Origin of the sequence: Micromonospora sp. WMMA1996 (assembly GCF_002573675.1) — a bacterium.
GTDB lineage: Bacteria > Actinomycetota > Actinomycetes > Mycobacteriales > Micromonosporaceae > Micromonospora > Micromonospora sediminicola.
This window is the reverse complement of the sequence record NZ_PDHU01000001.1, coordinates 3,587,405-3,601,805: the sequence shown is the minus strand read 5'-3', so window position 1 is coordinate 3,601,805 and position 14,401 is coordinate 3,587,405. Positions and strand designations below refer to the sequence as shown.

General features: G+C 73.9%; 19 protein-coding genes. 12 read left to right on the top strand and 7 right to left on the bottom strand.

The features are described 5' to 3' along the window. The first annotated feature begins 68 nt into the window (after positions 1–68). From COO58_RS16385 to COO58_RS16360, 5 genes are all read left to right on the top strand, one after another. A complete protein-coding gene (locus COO58_RS16385; RefSeq protein ID WP_098746393.1) occupies positions 69–782 on the top strand; it encodes a TetR/AcrR family transcriptional regulator in 714 nt (237 codons plus the stop codon). 19 nt (positions 783–801) lie between these two features. Continuing rightward, positions 802–1,365, top strand: a complete 564-nt coding sequence (locus COO58_RS16380) for an alpha/beta fold hydrolase (RefSeq protein WP_091583844.1) — start codon at positions 802–804, stop codon at positions 1,363–1,365. Between the two features lie 53 nt (positions 1,366–1,418). Continuing rightward, a complete protein-coding gene (locus COO58_RS16375; protein WP_141561902.1) occupies positions 1,419–2,735 on the top strand; it encodes a hypothetical protein in 1,317 nt (438 codons plus the stop codon). A 579-nt stretch (positions 2,736–3,314) separates the two neighbouring features. Beyond that, positions 3,315–4,217, top strand: a complete 903-nt coding sequence (locus COO58_RS16365; RefSeq protein WP_091578892.1) for a sulfotransferase domain-containing protein — start codon at positions 3,315–3,317, stop codon at positions 4,215–4,217. A 26-nt stretch (positions 4,218–4,243) separates the two neighbouring features. Next, a complete protein-coding gene (locus COO58_RS16360) occupies positions 4,244–4,954 on the top strand; it encodes a helix-turn-helix domain-containing protein (RefSeq protein ID WP_091578890.1) in 711 nt (236 codons plus the stop codon). Here COO58_RS16360 and COO58_RS16355 read toward each other — a convergent pair. Next, entirely contained in the window at positions 4,936–5,514 is a 579-nt protein-coding gene (locus tag COO58_RS16355; RefSeq protein ID WP_091578888.1) for a dihydrofolate reductase family protein, read from the bottom strand. The two genes, COO58_RS16360 and COO58_RS16355, sit on opposite strands and share 19 nt — an antisense overlap. A gap of 72 nt (positions 5,515–5,586) precedes the next feature. Between COO58_RS16355 and pyrE the strand changes: the two genes are divergently transcribed. Both pyrE and COO58_RS16345 read left to right on the top strand, forming a co-directional pair. Continuing rightward, entirely contained in the window at positions 5,587–6,126 is a 540-nt protein-coding gene (pyrE, locus tag COO58_RS16350) for an orotate phosphoribosyltransferase (RefSeq protein ID WP_245666776.1), read from the top strand. After that, entirely contained in the window at positions 6,123–6,509 is a 387-nt protein-coding gene (locus COO58_RS16345; RefSeq protein WP_098745598.1) for a hypothetical protein, read from the top strand. Before pyrE ends, COO58_RS16345 begins: the two co-directional genes overlap by 4 nt. Before the next feature lie 28 nt (positions 6,510–6,537). On the opposite strand, the gene COO58_RS16340 is transcribed toward COO58_RS16345, so the two are convergent. Genes COO58_RS16340 through COO58_RS16330 form a run of 3 tightly spaced genes read right to left on the bottom strand, consistent with a single transcriptional unit; the run spans position 6,538 to position 7,698 of the window. Next, a complete protein-coding gene (locus COO58_RS16340) occupies positions 6,538–6,894 on the bottom strand; it encodes a nuclear transport factor 2 family protein (protein WP_091578880.1) in 357 nt (118 codons plus the stop codon). Continuing rightward, positions 6,872–7,357 carry an SRPBCC domain-containing protein gene (locus COO58_RS16335; RefSeq protein ID WP_091578878.1) on the bottom strand — a complete coding sequence of 162 codons (486 nt, stop codon included), beginning with the start codon at positions 7,355–7,357 and terminating at the stop codon, positions 6,872–6,874. Before COO58_RS16335 ends, COO58_RS16340 begins: the two co-directional genes overlap by 23 nt. Next, the gene (locus COO58_RS16330) at positions 7,354–7,698 is read right to left on the bottom strand and encodes a helix-turn-helix transcriptional regulator (RefSeq protein WP_091583841.1); all 345 of its coding nucleotides are present in this window, start codon (positions 7,696–7,698) and stop codon (positions 7,354–7,356) included. The genes COO58_RS16335 and COO58_RS16330 overlap by 4 nt, the downstream gene beginning before the upstream one ends. Before the next feature lie 159 nt (positions 7,699–7,857). Here COO58_RS16330 and COO58_RS16325 point away from each other — a divergent pair, with 159 nt between their 5' ends. Together COO58_RS16325 and COO58_RS16320 are read left to right on the top strand one after the other, a co-directional pair. Next, entirely contained in the window at positions 7,858–8,601 is a 744-nt protein-coding gene (locus COO58_RS16325) for a hypothetical protein (protein ID WP_245666774.1), read from the top strand. A 179-nt stretch (positions 8,602–8,780) separates the two neighbouring features. Beyond that, a complete protein-coding gene (locus COO58_RS16320; protein ID WP_091578875.1) occupies positions 8,781–9,731 on the top strand; it encodes an FAD-dependent oxidoreductase in 951 nt (316 codons plus the stop codon). A 13-nt stretch (positions 9,732–9,744) separates the two neighbouring features. On the opposite strand, the gene COO58_RS16315 is transcribed toward COO58_RS16320, so the two are convergent. From COO58_RS16315 to COO58_RS16305, 3 genes are all read right to left on the bottom strand, one after another. Continuing rightward, positions 9,745–10,170, bottom strand: coding sequence for an iron chaperone (locus COO58_RS16315; RefSeq protein ID WP_091578872.1), 426 nt, complete (start codon positions 10,168–10,170; stop codon positions 9,745–9,747). A gap of 95 nt (positions 10,171–10,265) precedes the next feature. Further along, positions 10,266–10,649 carry a nuclear transport factor 2 family protein gene (locus COO58_RS16310; protein ID WP_091578869.1) on the bottom strand — a complete coding sequence of 128 codons (384 nt, stop codon included), beginning with the start codon at positions 10,647–10,649 and terminating at the stop codon, positions 10,266–10,268. A 41-nt stretch (positions 10,650–10,690) separates the two neighbouring features. Continuing rightward, positions 10,691–11,239 (bottom strand): SMI1/KNR4 family protein, encoded by a 549-nt coding sequence (locus COO58_RS16305; RefSeq protein WP_098745596.1) that lies wholly within the window; start codon positions 11,237–11,239, stop codon positions 10,691–10,693. Between the two features lie 133 nt (positions 11,240–11,372). Between COO58_RS16305 and COO58_RS16300 the strand changes: the two genes are divergently transcribed. The 3 genes from COO58_RS16300 to COO58_RS16290 all read left to right on the top strand — a co-directional run bounded on the left by COO58_RS16300 (position 11,373) and on the right by COO58_RS16290 (position 14,370). Next, positions 11,373–11,987: a dihydrofolate reductase family protein gene (locus COO58_RS16300; RefSeq protein ID WP_091578864.1), complete on the top strand. Its 615-nt coding sequence runs from the start codon at positions 11,373–11,375 to the stop codon at positions 11,985–11,987. A gap of 49 nt (positions 11,988–12,036) precedes the next feature. After that, a complete protein-coding gene (locus COO58_RS16295) occupies positions 12,037–12,927 on the top strand; it encodes a hypothetical protein (protein ID WP_091578861.1) in 891 nt (296 codons plus the stop codon). 90 nt (positions 12,928–13,017) lie between these two features. Further along, positions 13,018–14,370, top strand: coding sequence for a hypothetical protein (locus COO58_RS16290; protein ID WP_098746390.1), 1,353 nt, complete (start codon positions 13,018–13,020; stop codon positions 14,368–14,370). Positions 14,371–14,401: the final 31 nt, after the last annotated feature.

Here is a 14,401-nt window from a genome sequence, read left to right as displayed (position 1 = left end):
TGGGTGTACGGCGTACACCTGTCAAGACGGTTAGGGTGCAGACACCGCCACCGGAGGACGGGGACGAGATGGCCGAGCAGGCAGAGGTGCTGCGCCGCACGCCGCTGAGCAGGGACCGGATCCTGCGCGCCGCCGTCGCGCTCGCCGACGGGGCCGGGATCGAGTCGCTCAGCATGCGCAACCTCGCCCAGGACCTGGGCGTCGTGCCGATGGCGCTCTACAAGCACGTGGCCAACAAGGACGAACTGCTCGACGGCATGATCGACGTCGTGGTCGGCGAGATCGCGCCGCCGGAGCCCGACACCGACTGGAAGCCCGCGCTGCGCCGCCGCGTCCTCGCGGCGCGGCAGGTGATGCGGCGCCACCCCTGGGCGCCCCTCGCGATCGAGGCACGGAACATGGCGACGGTCGCCGTCCTCGCGTACCTCGACTCGGTGGTCGGGACGCTGCGGGCCGGCGGCCTCTCGGTCGACCTCACCCACCACGTGATGCACGCGATGGGCAGCCGGGTCCTGGGCTTCAGCCAGGAACTGTTCGACGACGCCCGGCGCGCCGGGCGGTCCGGCGCCGTCGAGTCCGGCCCGCCGGCCGCCCTGCCCCCGGAGGCCGCCGCCCGCTTCCCGCACCTCGCCGCGGTCGCGGCGGCGGCGTCGCACGACGACGACTCCGTCGTGGGGCCGGGTTGCGACGACCAGTTCGAGTTCGAGTTCGCGCTGGACCTGCTGTTGGACGGCGTCGAACGGCTGCACCGGCGAGGATGGACGTCGCACGGCCACCGTTGAGCGACCCGGGGAGGGTGTGGTGACGCAGCCACGGCAGATCCTGTTCGTCCAGGGCGCCGGTGCCGGCACGCACGACGAGTGGGACGACAAGCTGGTCGACAGCCTGCGGCGGGAGCTGGGTCGGGGCTACGAGATCCGCTACCCCCGCATGCCCGACGAGGACGACCCGACGTACGCCGCGTGGAGCGCGGCCGTCCGGCGGGAGCTGACCACCCTGGACGACGGCGTGATCGTCGTCGGGCACTCGGTGGGCGGGACGATCCTGGTCAACACGCTCGCCGAGCGGGCGCCGGAGCGGGCACTCGGGGGAGTCGTGCTGATCGCCGCCCCGTTCGTCGGCCCGGGCGGCTGGCCCGGCGACGAGTTCACGCTGCCACCCGACCTCGGCGCGCGACTGCCACGCGACGTGCCGGTGCACGTCTTCCACGGGCTGCGCGACGAGACCGCCCCACCGTCGCACGCCGACCTCTGGGCCGGTGCCGTCCCGCAGGCCCGGGTGCACCTGCTGCCCGGGGCGGACCACCAGATGAACGACGACCTCGGCGCGGTGGCGGCGACGATCCGACGGTCCGACGTGGCCTGACGGGCGCCCGACGGGGCATCACCGACCGCCCCGGATCGCTAGCATCTGCGGCCATGCGCACCCCCAGGAGAACCCGGGCCTGCCTGGCCACCGCCGGCCTTGCCGTCCTGATCCTCACGCCCGTGCCGGCGTACGCGGCCGAGCCCGGCACGCTCACCCTGATCGACGTCGCGCCGGACGGCGCACCCGGCAACGGCGGGGTCGGCGGCTCCGACGTCTCCGACGATGGCCGATACGTGGCGTTCGCCTCCACCTCGGACAACCTGGTCCCCGGCGACGTCAACGACGCCACCGACATCTTCGTCCGGGACACGCTCTCCGGCACGACCACGCTGGTGAGCGGGGGTATGGGTGGGCAGCTGGCCGACGACTGGGCCGAGTACACGGCCGCCGTCTCCGGCAACGGCCGGTACGTGGCCTTCACCTCGTACGCGTCCAACCTGGTGCCCGGCGACACCAACAACCAGCGCGACGTCTTCGTCCACGACCGCGACACCGGCGTCACCACCCGGGCCAGCGTCTTCGCGGGCGGCCGGCAGATCCGGGGCCTGAGCAGCGCCGCCACGATCTCCGACAACGGTCGCTGGGTCGCGTTCATCACGACCGCGTACGGCGAGGTCGACGACGCGGGCGCCCCGCTGAACGGCCAGGCGGCGTTCGTCCACGACACGCGGACCGGCCGGACCACCCGGGTCAGCGTCCAGGCCGACGGCGGGACGGACCTGTCGGCGTTCCAGGTCGCCATCTCGGGCAGCGGCACCAGAGTCGTGTTCAGCGGCGCCGGTGACTGGGTCGGCGACGGCGGCACCAGCACCGGCGTCTTCGTTCACGACCTCGTCTCGGGTGCCACCGTCCGGGCGAACCGACCGGCCACGGGCGACGGCCTCCTGGACGCGACGAATCCGAGCATCAACCGGGACGGCACCCGGGTCTCCTGGGAGTCGTCCTCGCCGTACGTCGCGGCAGACACCAACGACCGGGGCGACGTCTACGTCCGCGACCTGATCGCCGACACCACCACGCTGGTGACCGCCAACCGCAGGGGCACCGGCGCGGGCGACAGCTTCAGCTACTCCGGTCGGCTCACCGCCGGCGGCCGGTACGTGACGTTCTACTCCGAGGCCACGGACCTGGTCGCCCGGGACGTCAACGGCAACACCAACGACGTGTTCGTGCGGGACCTCAGCACCGGCCGGACCACCGCGGTCAGCGCCGGCGCCGACGGCACGACCGGCAACCGCGCGAGCTTCGACGGGGTCGCCTCGGCCAACGGCAGCCGCGTGGTCTTCCGGTCCAGCGCCACCGACCTGGGCGTCGACCCGGGCGACGGTCACGAGCACCTCTTCGTGCGCTGCCTGCGAAACTGCTGAACCGGAACGCCGTCCGAGCGGCCCGTCACCCCGTGGTGGCGGGCCGCTCGGCGTCCACCGGCGTTCCGGTCACCGGCCGGCCCGTCAGGCGAGACGGTCGGCCTCCGCCCGCGGGTGGTCGACGAAACGCGTGACCGCCCGCTCGCCCCGTGGCTTCCCGCGACGGTGGTACGTGCCGCCGGACCAGGTCACCGCCACCGGCCGGCGTGGGCCTCCCGAACGGGTCGGCGGCGGCTCGTCGTCGGGCAGGCCGAGTAGCGCCAGCGCCGCACCGAGCCGCTCGCGCAGGGACGCCGGAGTGGCCGGGTCCAGCGATTTCGGCTCGCTCGCCGCTGTGCCGCAGGGGGCGGTGGACCCGTCGACCCGGGGAATCGTCTCCCGCAATTCCTATGGAAATTGCGGATTTTCAGCCGACTCCCAGGTTGTCGGGATTGACATTAATTGGACGGTCGGGGATATTCCTAGCGGCGCGTCGGGGCGCAGGCGGAGCAGGCGGGGACTGCGGATCCCACCTGCGCGACGCGCGCGGAAAACGCCGTGTTGCCCCTGCGCCGCAGGGTGCGGATTGGGTTTGGAAAAGTGATCAATCGCGCCGTCGAATTTGCCAAGCACAATACGCCGAATTCCATGCGCGTCGCGGCCCGGCGGGCGCAGATGGACGCGCGCAACGCGCGCATGCGGCTTTCCGTTCCGGTGGTCGCCCGAAACGAATTCGACAACATCTTCCACTGCACCGTGCGGAAGACCGGCAGTCAGTGGATCAAGGCGTTGTTCAGCGATCCGACCGTCTACCGGCACTCCGGTCTGCTGCCCTACGACCCGCGCTTCTACAAGGGCGGCGCGACCGCGCCCGTCCCGGCCGGCCGGGTGGGCCTGGCCATCTTCCTCTCCCACAAGCGTTTCGAGGCCGTCCCGAAGGCCGGCACGTACCGGGCGTTCTTCGTGATCCGCGACCCGCGCGACGTGGTGGTGTCGAGCTACTTCTCGCTGCGGAACTCGCACGCCCCGATGGGTGACATCCCGCAGGCCCGCAAGGCCCTGCAGGAACTGCCGAAGAAGGAGGGGATGCTGTACGTCATCGACCGCCTCCGGGACAAGAAGCAGTTCGGGCAGATGCGGTCCTGGGCGGTGGCGCCGCCGTCCGAGACGTTCCGCCTGTTCCGTTACGAGGACCTGACCGGCGAGGGGCAGGCGGAGGAGGTCGACCGCCTGATGCGCCACTGCGGGATCGTCCTGCCGCCGTCCGAGCTGGAGGCGCTGCTCGCCCGCTACAGCTTCACGAAGATGAAGAAGGACAAGGAGACCCCCGGGCGCATCTCCCACTACCGCAAGGGCGCGGCCGGGGACTGGCGCAACCACTTCGACGACGACATCCACGCCGCCTACCTCCGGGCGGCGGGTGACCTCGCCGAGGTGCTCGGCTACCCGTCCCGGGACGGGGCGACCGACCGGCGCAACGGTCAGGAGTCGGCCGCCCGGTAGGGCGACGGCCGCCGTATCCTCCTGCCGTGGAGCTGCGGTTCACCACCCGGGCGTCCGACTCCGCGTGGGTCGACACCGTCTGGACCTGCGCGAGCGACCGGGTCGCGGAGATGACCTCGGTGGCGACCCCGTGCTGGGGGTTGGTCTTCTGGCAGCGCGACGGGCAGGCGTACGCGAGCGTCTCCGGCCCGGAGACCGGCACCGGCACGGCGCCGGTGCCGGAGGGGGCGACCTTCGTCGGCATCGAGTTCGCCGTGGGCACGGCGCTGCGGATCGTTCCCACGCCGGCCCTGGTGGACCGCGGCGCCGAGCTGCCCGACGTCACCCGCCACACGTTCCGGCTCGACGGCGTCCGGTGGGAGACGCCCGGCCCGGATGACGCGGAAGCCCTGGTCGACCGGCTCGTGCGCGCCGGCGCGGTGGTCCGGGACCCGCTGGTGGCCGAGGTGCGTCGGGGCGACCCGCCGTACGCCTCCCCGCGCACGGTGGAGCGCCGGTTCCGGGCCGCGACCGGGCTGACCCAGGGCGCGGTCCGGCAGATCGAGCGGGCCCGCGCGGCCGCCGCGCTGCTGGCCGCCGGCATCCCGGTCGCCGAGGCGGTGGTGCGGCTCGCGTACGTCGACGAGCCGCACCTGGCCCGCGCGCTGCGCCGCTACGTGGGGCGCACGGCACGGCAGTTACGCGCGGGCGACGGCGGCGCGATCGCCCTGGACCTGGGTCAGCGGGTGACGTCGTAGATCAGCTTGACGATGCCGTTCGGGTAGGTGGCGGAGTCCCGCAGCCGCAGCAGCTGCTTGTCCCGGTCGGCCTGGTCGAACAGGCTCTTGCCGGCGCCGAGGAGCACCGGGAAGACGAGCAGGTGGTAGCGGTCGATCAGGCCGGCCTCGGACAGGCGGCGGGCGAGTTCCGCGCTGCCGTGGATGAAGATGGCGCCGCCCTCACCCCGCTTCAGCGCGGCGACATCGTCGGTCGAGCGCAGGACCGTCGTCGGGCCCCAGCCGTCGACCAGGGCGTCCTCGGCCAGGCCGGTGGAGACCACGTACTTCGGCAGGTCCCGGTAGGGGGCGTGGTCCTCCGAGTCGCGCCAGGTCGGCGCGAACGCCTCGTAGCTGCGCCGGCCGAACATCAGCGCCGTGGTGTCCGCGAGCTCCTCACCCTTGAGCGAGAAGGCCTCCGGCGAGAACTCGATGTCCTTGACCACCCATCCGCCGCTGCGGTGGTCCTCGCCCGGCCCGCCGCCGGGGGAGTCCACGACGCCGTCCAGGGACATGAAACCGGTATACACAAGATCACGCATGCGGCCATGCTAGGAATCCGCGCACGCCCCTGTCTTGTACGGAAACGACAGTCGCGTGCCAGGATCCGTGGCGTGAAACGTGACCATCTCGCGCGTCAGGTCGTGGCCACCGCCCGACTCACCGGTGACTTCACCCTGCGGTCCGGCCGGATCGCCCACGAATACTTCGACAAGTATCAGTTCGAGGCGGACCCGGTGCTGCTCGACGCGCTCGCGGAGCAGATGGCCGACCTGGTGCCGGACGGGACCGAGGTGCTGGCCGGCCTGGAGATGGGCGGCATAGCGGTGGTGACCGCGCTGGGCCGCCACACCGGCCTGCCCTGCGCGTTCGTGCGCAAGACGGCGAAGTCCTACGGGACGGCCCGCCTGGCCGAGGGCGCGGCGGTGAACGGCCGGACGGTGCTCGTGGTGGAGGACGTGGTGACCTCGGGCGGGCAGGTCGTGCTCTCCACCCGGGACCTGCGCGACCTGGGCGCCCGGGTCGACGCCGCCGTCTGCGTGATCGATCGCCAGGAGGGCGGGGCGGAGGCGTTGGCCGCCGAGGGCGTCACGCTGCACGCGTTGTTCACCCGCGTGGATCTCGACCGGAGCGGGCGGACACCGGCGTCGTGACCACGGGCGGACGGTCGGGAGCGCCCGGCGAGGGGGGTGGCGGCCGGCGGCCGGCGTGGGCCGGTGGCTTCCGGGCGCTGGTCGGGGGTGGCATCGCGGTCGCGATCACGCTGGCGATCCTCGACCCGGTCCTCGACGCGCGGGACTGCCCCAACTACGGCGGGAGCGGGAACGCGAGCGCTTTCGGCGACGAGCGGTACGACCTCGCGTTCCTGCTGGTCCTCCTCGCCTGGCTGGCGGCGGTGCTGGTGGAGCAGGCGTTACCGGTGGCCTGGCGGAACCGGGGCGCGGGGGAGGTGGCGCTGCGGGCCGTCGCCGCCGTGCTGCTGGGCCTGACCGTTGCCTGTTGCCTCGCCGCGAGGCTGCTCACGGTCTGCCACTGAGGCGGCCCCGAACAGCCGGGCCGATGTGTCAGGGCAGCGGGACGACGTAGGAGTCGACGCGGGCGATGAGGCCGTCGCGGAAGGTGAACAGGTCGTTGAAGGCGAAGCGGAACGGTCCGTGGTCGACGCTGACCCCCCGACCCTCGCCGGTGGCCACGACGACCGGACCGTCCTCGTGCACCCGCTGCACGTCGAGTCGTGGGCTGCCGGTGAAGGCCGGGTTCTCGATCTCACCGTCGAACTCGGCCCGGCCCCGGGTGGTGCGGTGGCCGTGGATGACCCACTCCACGTCCTCGGTGAGCGTGGCGAGGATGCGTCGGTGGTCGCTCGCCCGGAAGCCGGCGAAATACTCGGCGACCAGGTCACGCTGGCTCGGTCGGGACATTCTCGTCACCTTTCTCGGATGGCTCGTCGTCGCGCAGGTGGGCGGCGAGGGCGTCCAGGATCGCGGCGAGCCCGCCGGCCGCCTGGTCGGTGCGGAGTGCGGGAGGTAGCCGTCGCTGGTGGACGGTGAGCTCCGTGCCGTCGCCGGCGGGCCGGATTGCGACCGTCGTGCGCAGGCCGGTGACCGGCTCGTCGAAGACGAGTTCGTGCGGTGCGGTGACGCTCACGTAGACGAAGCGGAGCCGTCGGGTCCGGCCGTCCGGCGCGCGGGTGTCCAGCGCGAACTCCCCGCCGGGACGCAGGTCGACGGTCACCGACCCGGGCGGCACGGTGGCGTGCGAGCCGCCCCAGAACGCCGCGATGCTCGCCGGCGAGGTGAAGGCCGCCCAGACCCGGTCGGGCCCGGCCGTGAGGCGGCGGTGGGCGATCAGCTCGTCGCCGTGCCGCTCGGCGCGGGCGGTCATCGCGGGTCCGTCCGTCCGCCCAGGTGGGCATCGAGGGCGTCGAGCCGGTCGTTCCACGTCCGGCGCTGGTCGTCGATCCAGGTGCCGAGCAGCGTGAGCTGGTCGACCCGGAGCCGACACGGCCGCCGGGTGCCGTCGCGTCGTTGCTCGACCAGGCCGCAGCGCCGCAGCACCCCGACGTGGTGCGAGATCGCCTGCGGGGTCAGGTCGAACGGCTCGGCCAGCTCGCCCACGGTGGCCTCGCCGCGGGCGAGCCGGGTGACCAAGGCGCGACGCACCGGGTCGCCGAGGGCGGCGAAGGCGTGGTCGAGGTACGGATCCGACGTGGCGGGGGAGGGCATGCCGTCACCGTACAGCAAGCGCCCGTTTGTGCAAGCGTATGTTTTCCTATCGAGTTCGGCGTGGCGCCAGGTGCCGCCGGCGCGTTGGGACAGCAGGTGCCGGTTTCGCGCGCAGCGGCATCGGGCAGGTCGAGGGGACGGCGCGACACGGAGGTCGATGTGACGGAACCGGGACGGCGCAACCGACGACTGCTGGGTCTGCCGCTGCTCGCCACCGCGATGCTGGTCGGCGCGTGTGCCGACGGCGGGGGCGACGCGGGGCAGGGCCCGACCTCCACGCCTGCCCCGACACCGACGACCTCCGGCACGCCCTCGCCCTCGTCATCCGGCCGCGGGCCCGTGACGATTCCGCGGTCCGCGTTCGTCGACCTTCCCGGCGAACTGCGCAAGAGCGCCTCGCAGCCGATGGAGGTGACCGACGCCCTGCCCCGGTTGTGCGCCGAGGAGTTCGCCAGCGGCGGGCGTTCGGTCACCGCGAGCGCCGCCATGACCGCCATCTACAAGCAGCCGAAGGACCGGCCCGAGAACGTCCCCTACGGCACGCTCAACCAGACCGTCTTCGCGTTCGAGGACACCGGCGCCACGGACTATCTCCGCCGCGTCCGTGCGGCGGTGACGTCGTGCCGCAGCTTCCCGCAGTCGGAGATCACCGTCACCGTCCGGTCGGAGCCGATGGCGGGCGTGGGCGACGACGCCCTGCTGGTGACGCTGACCCGGCCGGCGACCGGCCTGGACGGCACCCGCACCGGCGGCACCACCACCAGCCAGATCACGGTGGTCCAGGTGGCGGACGCGGTGTCCGTCGTGCACGACCAGGGCTGGGAGGGCACCAGCAACAACCCCGACCTCACCGACGACTTCGCCCGCGCCACCGTCCGGAGCCTCGACTCCTGGCAGCGGTGAGACCGACCGGGCCCCAGCGGCGCCGGCGCCGGCCACCCGGCGTACGAGCAGATACACGACGCCACCGGCGACCCCGACCGGAGGAGGGCCCACCGCGAGGATCGGGGGACAGACGGGTGGGCTCGCACCGGACAGAATGGGCGTCGCGGCCCGTGCCGCCGAGTGGATGGAGGACCGCCATGACCGTACGTCCGGACGTCGTCGTCCTCGGCTCCGGCGTGATCGGCCTCAGCACCGGCATCCGGCTGGCGGAGGGCGGCGCCCGGGTCCTCGTGCGCACCGCCGCGCCGCCCGCGCGGACGACCTCGGCGCTGGCCTCGGCGATGGTCGGGCCGAACCTGTCGCCGCCCGACGACCCGCAGCACGCGTGGACCGACGAGACGCTGCGGGTGCTGCGCGCCGAGCCGATGCCGGGTGTGGCGGTGCGGGACGGCACGCTCGCCGCCCGGCCCGCCGGGGCCACGCCCCCGTTCGCCGAGCGGACGCCGGGTTTCCGGCCGCTCGCCGACGACGAGCGGCCGGCCGGGTTCGGCACCGCGTTCGCCGTCCGGCTGCCCCTGGTCGACATGCCGGTCTACCTGGCATACCTCCTGGGCCGCCTCCGGGAGGCGGGCGGTGCGGTCCGCGAGGAGCCGGTCGGCTCGCTCGACGAGGCGGCGGCCCTGGCCCCGGTGGTGGTCAACTGCACCGGGCTGGCGGCGCGGGCCCTGACCGGCGATCCCGACCTGCACCCGGTGCGGGGCCCCCGGATCGTGGTGCGCAACCCCGGACTCGACCGGTTCTTCATGGAGGCGCCGATGGCGCCGACCTGGGCGTCGATCTTCCCGCACGGCGACCACGTGGTGCTCGGCGGCGCGCAGCGGCGCAGCGACGACACCACGCCCGACCCCGCCGAGGCGGCCGACATCCTCGCGCGGTGCGCCGCGATCGAGCCCGCCCTGGCCGGCGCCGAGGTGCTGGAGCACACGGTCGGGCTGCGCCCCGGCCGCGCGGCGCCCCGGGTGGAGGCCGAGCGGCGCGGCGGTGCGCTCGTCGTGCACAACTACGGTCACGCGGGCAACGGCGTGATGCTGTCCTGGGGCTGTGCCCGCGACGCCGCGGCGCTGGCCCTGGGCGCGCCGCCGGCCTAGCGGGGCGGCGGCGTCAGGAGACCGCCGCCCGCACCAGCTCCGCGAGCTTCTTCTCCACCTCCGGGCTCCACCTGGTCAGGGCGTACGCCACCGGCCAGAGGTCACCTTCGTCGAGGTTGGCCGCGTCCTGGAAACCCACGGTCGAGTAGCGGTAGTTGAACTTCCCCGAGTCCTGGAAGAAGACGACGATCTTGCCGGCCGCGTTGGCGTACGCGGGCATGCCGTACCAGGTCTTCGGCGACAGCTCCGGGGCGGCGGCGGTGATCGTCACGTGCACGCGCTCGGCCAGCTCGCGGTCGTCCGGCGCCATCTGCGCGATCCGGTCGAGCAGCGCCTGCAACTCGTCCGCCTTCTTGGCGCCCTTCTTCCCCTCGGCGCGCAGCTCGGCGGCGCGCTCCTTCATCGCGGCGCGCTCCTCGGCGCTGAAGCCCTCGGACATGTCGATTCCCCCTCGTCAACCGCGGTCCGCGTGGTGCCGACCGCTCGAGGGAAACGGTATGGCGTGGCGCCGGCCGGCCGCTTCTCGATTCCTGATCAGCTGCCCGCCCGCTGTGTCCAGCGGGCCCGCCAGGCCGGCGCGGGATCCGAACCCGGACAGGTCCAGTATTCCCGGCCGTCGATCACCCGGCCGGCCCGCACCGTCCAGAACGACGCCACGCGGTGCAGCCCCACGGCATCGTGCGGGACCTCGACCTCGGAGACCACCGAGCCCCCGTCGGCCACGATCCGGAGCACCCGGATCGACCAGCCCTCCGGATATTCCGCGTTGATCCGGACGTAGTTGTCCCGCCCCACGATCCGCTCGGCGCTGACCGGCCACTCCACCACCAGATCGTCGGCCAGCAACTCGCCGAGCCCGACCCAGTCACGGGCCTGCATCCGATCCCACAACTCCTGAACGACCTCCGTCGGCTCCATGCCGGCATCGTGGCAGGCCCCACCGACAGGCCCGCGTGCCGTCACCCGGCCGCGCGGGCCCGGGCGTGCGGCCACGGCGGCATCTCGCCCACGTCGTCGCCGTCCTCCGCGCGTACCCACCAGCCGGTGTCCTCGATGTAGTGGTCGAGCCACTGCGCCAGGCTCGGCGAATCCACCCACCAGGCCAGGTCCGGATCGCCGGGATTCGGCTCGAAGAGCAGCACCGTGCCCTCCTCGGTGCGGCAGTCGACGCACGCGTACATACCGCAACCCCAGTCGAGGATCGGCAGGACTCCCTCGGGCCAGGCCCAGTCGCTGCCCCCGTCAGCCGCGCGGGCCTCCAGATAGGAGTCGACCGCCTGCTCGTCGGTCGGTCCGTCGACGAGGCTCAGCAGCTGGTAGTCGGGCCCGAACCCGCCGTTGGCGAACTCCCGGTAGATCAGGGCCAGCAAGGGGTGCAGCGGAAATCCCAGCCTGCGCTCGGCCTCGGCGATCCGGGCGGCGGAGAGCGGCGGGGGCAGCGGCGACTCGGGCTCGTCCGCGCGAACCCGACGGGTCAGGCGGTCCAGCAGGAGCGAAGGGTCGGTCATGGTCGTCGATCATGCCGGACCGGTCCGACGGCTCGGGGCGGCACCCGGCGCCGACGTCCCCCATCGCGGGCGATGAGTTTGGCATGCTGCGGCGGTCTACCCGTCGACATCCCTGACGCGAAGGAGCACTGCGATGGCCAAGGTCATCTCCACGCTGTTCATCTCGGCCGACGGCGTCGCCGAGATCGACCCCGAGTGGCACTTCCCCTACTTCGACGACAACATGGGCCGCGCCGTGACGGAGGACTACGACACCTCCGACGTGCTGCTCATCGGGCGCGAAACCTACGACAGCTTCGCCGGCGCGTGGCCCGACCGGGAGGCCGCCGGCGGCGAGGACGCGCCGTTCGCCAAGCAGCTCGGCGACATGCGCAAGGTCGTCGTCTCCCGCCAGCCGCTGGAGTTCTCCTGGCGCAACTCGGAGCTGGTCGACGGCGACCTCGTCGACGCCGTGACCGCGCTGAAGGCCGACGCCGGCGTCAAGGGCATCCTGATCCCCGGCTCGATCTCGGTGGTGCAGCAGCTGCTCGCCGCCGGTCTGGTCGACGAACTGCGGCTGCTGATCCACCCGGTCGCGGCGCGCAAGGGCCGTCGGCTGTTCGACGAGGGCGACGGCGCCTACCACCTGCGGGTGACCGCGACCGAGGTGTTCCCGACCGGCGTGATCCGGGTGATCTACGCGCCGGCCGAGGCGCCCGGCGCGGTCGGCTACGACGACATCAAGGACCAGGTGCCGGCCGGCAGCTGACGGGTCGAGGGGGCAGCGGCCGACCGTCCCCTGTGACAAGATCCGCCGGGTGCGTCGCGGACCCCTGCTCCTGAGCGCCGCCGTGGTGTGCGTGGCCCTGCACGTCGTCGGTGTGCTGGTGGCCCGGCCGGTCTGGCGCGGCGCCGAGGTGCTCGCCCTGGTGCTGCTACTCGCGTACGCGGTCGTCGGCGGGCCCCCGGCCGGTCGGTGGCCGACGCGGACGGCGCTCGTGACGCCGGCGGCGCTGGCCCTGCTGGCCGCGGACGCGCTGCGGACCATGCCGCCGGAACCGGGTTCGGCCGACATCGGCTGGCAGGTGCTCCGGCCGGACGAGGTCCGGGTGGAGCTGACGGCCGGCTTCGACGCCGGGCTCACCGCCTGCTGGGCGATGCTTGGCGCGCTGGCCGTGCTGCTGCTCCGGTGGCGCGGCCCGGTCCCGCCCCGCTGGGTGGTCGCGGCCGGCGCGGCGGCCGCACCAGTCGTCGGGTACGCGGTCGTCCGGGTCGTCGACATCTGGCGCGACCTGGCCCCCGGCGACCCGGCCCACGCCCCCGACGTCGATGGTGCCGAACCGGTGTCCGCCGTGATCCTCGCGGTGGTGCCGTCGGTGGCCCTGGCCACCCTCGCGCTGACCCTGGCCGCCCTGCTGGCTGGGCACGGCCGGCTGTTGGCGGCGGCCGGCGCGGCCCTGCTGGCGGTGATCGCGCTGCCGTTGACCGACAGCAGCATCGGTGCCGTGCCGCTGTCCGGCTTCGCGGGCGAGGGAACCGAACTGTTCGCCTGGCACGCCATCACACCCACGTCGGCCATGCCGCAACCGGTGCCGGCGCTGACCGTGGCGGTGGAACTTACCGCGTACCTGCTGCTCGTCGTCGGCCTCCGCGGTGCGGACCGCGGCGAGCCGGCGGCGCCCTCCCTGCTGGTCGGACAGGCGGATTAGCACTGGCGGTCAGGCGGGCGCGCGGTTACGCTCCACCGCGATGACTCTCTCGTGCAGATTGGGGGCCCGGTTCGCGCAAGGTGAGTGCTGATGCGCTCCCCGGCCGCGAACGCGGAATCCCGTCTCTCCCTCTGGCTGCGGGTGCGTGAGTACGCCGTCCCGCCGTCGATGATCCAGACCGCGACCGAGCGTCGGCGGGTCGGTGACTGGGCCGGCGCCTGTGCGGCGGCGCGCGTCGACGTCGACCTGAGCCTGCACGCGGTGACCGACCGGCACGGTCGGGAGGTGGCCGCCCGGCTCCGTTCCGACCTGCGACATCTGGCGCCCGACCTGCTGCGCTGGCACCTGCCGAGGGTCGCCCCGGACGGGCTGTTGCGTCCCGGGCTGACCGTCTCGCTGGCGCGGTACGGTCCCGCCGGCGGGGCCGGCGCCGTCCACCTGGTCGCGCGGACACCGCCGTCCTGGGCGGACGCCGGGCAGCGGATCAGCCTGGCGGTGTGGAGCGGGCCCGGCGACGACGTCCGTGCCCACCCGCACCCCCGCCCCGACCGCCGCTACCGGCTGGACCTGCACCGCCACCTGTGGGACGCGCGCCGCGCCCCCGAGTTGCGGGCCCGGTCCGGCGCCGACCGGCCGGCCGACGAGGCGCCGGCGTTCGGCCCGCCGGTGCCGCCGCCGGGGTACGCGGTGCACCGGTGGCCGGACGAGGCGGCGAGGCTGCTGCGGACGGAGGACCCGGCGGGTCGGGCGGTGTCGGTGCGGCTCGGACCGCGTCGTCGGCTGCTCCTTGCCGCCGACGGAACCGGCGGATGGACCGCCCGACCGGTCCGGCCGGGCCGGGTCGCCGAGGTGCCGGCGCTGCCCGACGCGGCGACCTGGACGTCGCCCGACCTGGACCTGCTATGCCACGGGCTGATCGAGGCGGAGCGGCTGCACCCGTTGGTCGCGTCGGCGCTGGCCCCGGGGAGCCGACCCGTCCCCGCGGTCGCCGGTCCGCCCGCGGACCCGCCCGGCCTGGTGACCTGCCGAGGTGCCCGGCATCGGATAGCCCTGGTCGACGGGGTCCTCACGGCCCTGGACCACGACCCGGCGGAGATCCGCCGGGAGGAGCTGCTCGCCGCACTGACCGGCACGCCGCTGCCCTGCCTGCGGGCCGTCGACGAGGCGCACCGCCGTCCCGGGTCCCTCCCGGAGATCCGGGCGCGCCTGGACCACGGCGACCTGGCCGGCGCGGTGGCGACCGTCGAGGCGCTGCTCGGGCCGGACGCGCTGCTGCGCCCCGGCGACCTGAGGACCGAACTGGAGACCGCCGCACTGCGGCGGATCACGCACGGGCTGTTCCGGGCCGGACTGGCCGGGCACTGCCCGCCTCCCTCCGCGCGGGACCGGCGGCGGACCGCCCCGGCGCGACGCTCCCGCCCCCGCCACGCCCACGCCCGCTGACCGCCCGGCCGCGACCCGGCCCCGACGACCC

Excerpts from the sequence above, each read along its gene's own strand:
- COO58_RS16300 (WP_091578864.1), top strand. The coding sequence starts at position 11,373 with ATGGCCAAGGTCATCTCCACGCTGTTCATCTCGGCCGACGGCGTCGCC.
- COO58_RS16310 (WP_091578869.1), bottom strand. The coding sequence starts at position 10,649 with ATGGAGCCGACGGAGGTCGTTCAGGAGTTGTGGGATCGGATGCAGGCC.
- COO58_RS16355 (WP_091578888.1), bottom strand. The coding sequence starts at position 5,514 with ATGCGTGATCTTGTGTATACCGGTTTCATGTCCCTGGACGGCGTCGTG.
- COO58_RS16385 (WP_098746393.1), top strand. The coding sequence starts at position 69 with ATGGCCGAGCAGGCAGAGGTGCTGCGCCGCACGCCGCTGAGCAGGGAC.
- COO58_RS16320 (WP_091578875.1), top strand. The coding sequence starts at position 8,781 with ATGACCGTACGTCCGGACGTCGTCGTCCTCGGCTCCGGCGTGATCGGC.
- COO58_RS16330 (WP_091583841.1), bottom strand. The coding sequence starts at position 7,698 with ATGCCCTCCCCCGCCACGTCGGATCCGTACCTCGACCACGCCTTCGCC.
- COO58_RS16375 (WP_141561902.1), top strand. The coding sequence starts at position 1,419 with ATGCGCACCCCCAGGAGAACCCGGGCCTGCCTGGCCACCGCCGGCCTT.
- COO58_RS16335 (WP_091578878.1), bottom strand. The coding sequence starts at position 7,357 with ATGACCGCCCGCGCCGAGCGGCACGGCGACGAGCTGATCGCCCACCGC.
- COO58_RS16340 (WP_091578880.1), bottom strand. The coding sequence starts at position 6,894 with ATGTCCCGACCGAGCCAGCGTGACCTGGTCGCCGAGTATTTCGCCGGC.
- COO58_RS16290 (WP_098746390.1), top strand. The coding sequence starts at position 13,018 with ATGCGCTCCCCGGCCGCGAACGCGGAATCCCGTCTCTCCCTCTGGCTG.
- COO58_RS16305 (WP_098745596.1), bottom strand. The coding sequence starts at position 11,239 with ATGACCGACCCTTCGCTCCTGCTGGACCGCCTGACCCGTCGGGTTCGC.
- COO58_RS16315 (WP_091578872.1), bottom strand. The coding sequence starts at position 10,170 with ATGTCCGAGGGCTTCAGCGCCGAGGAGCGCGCCGCGATGAAGGAGCGC.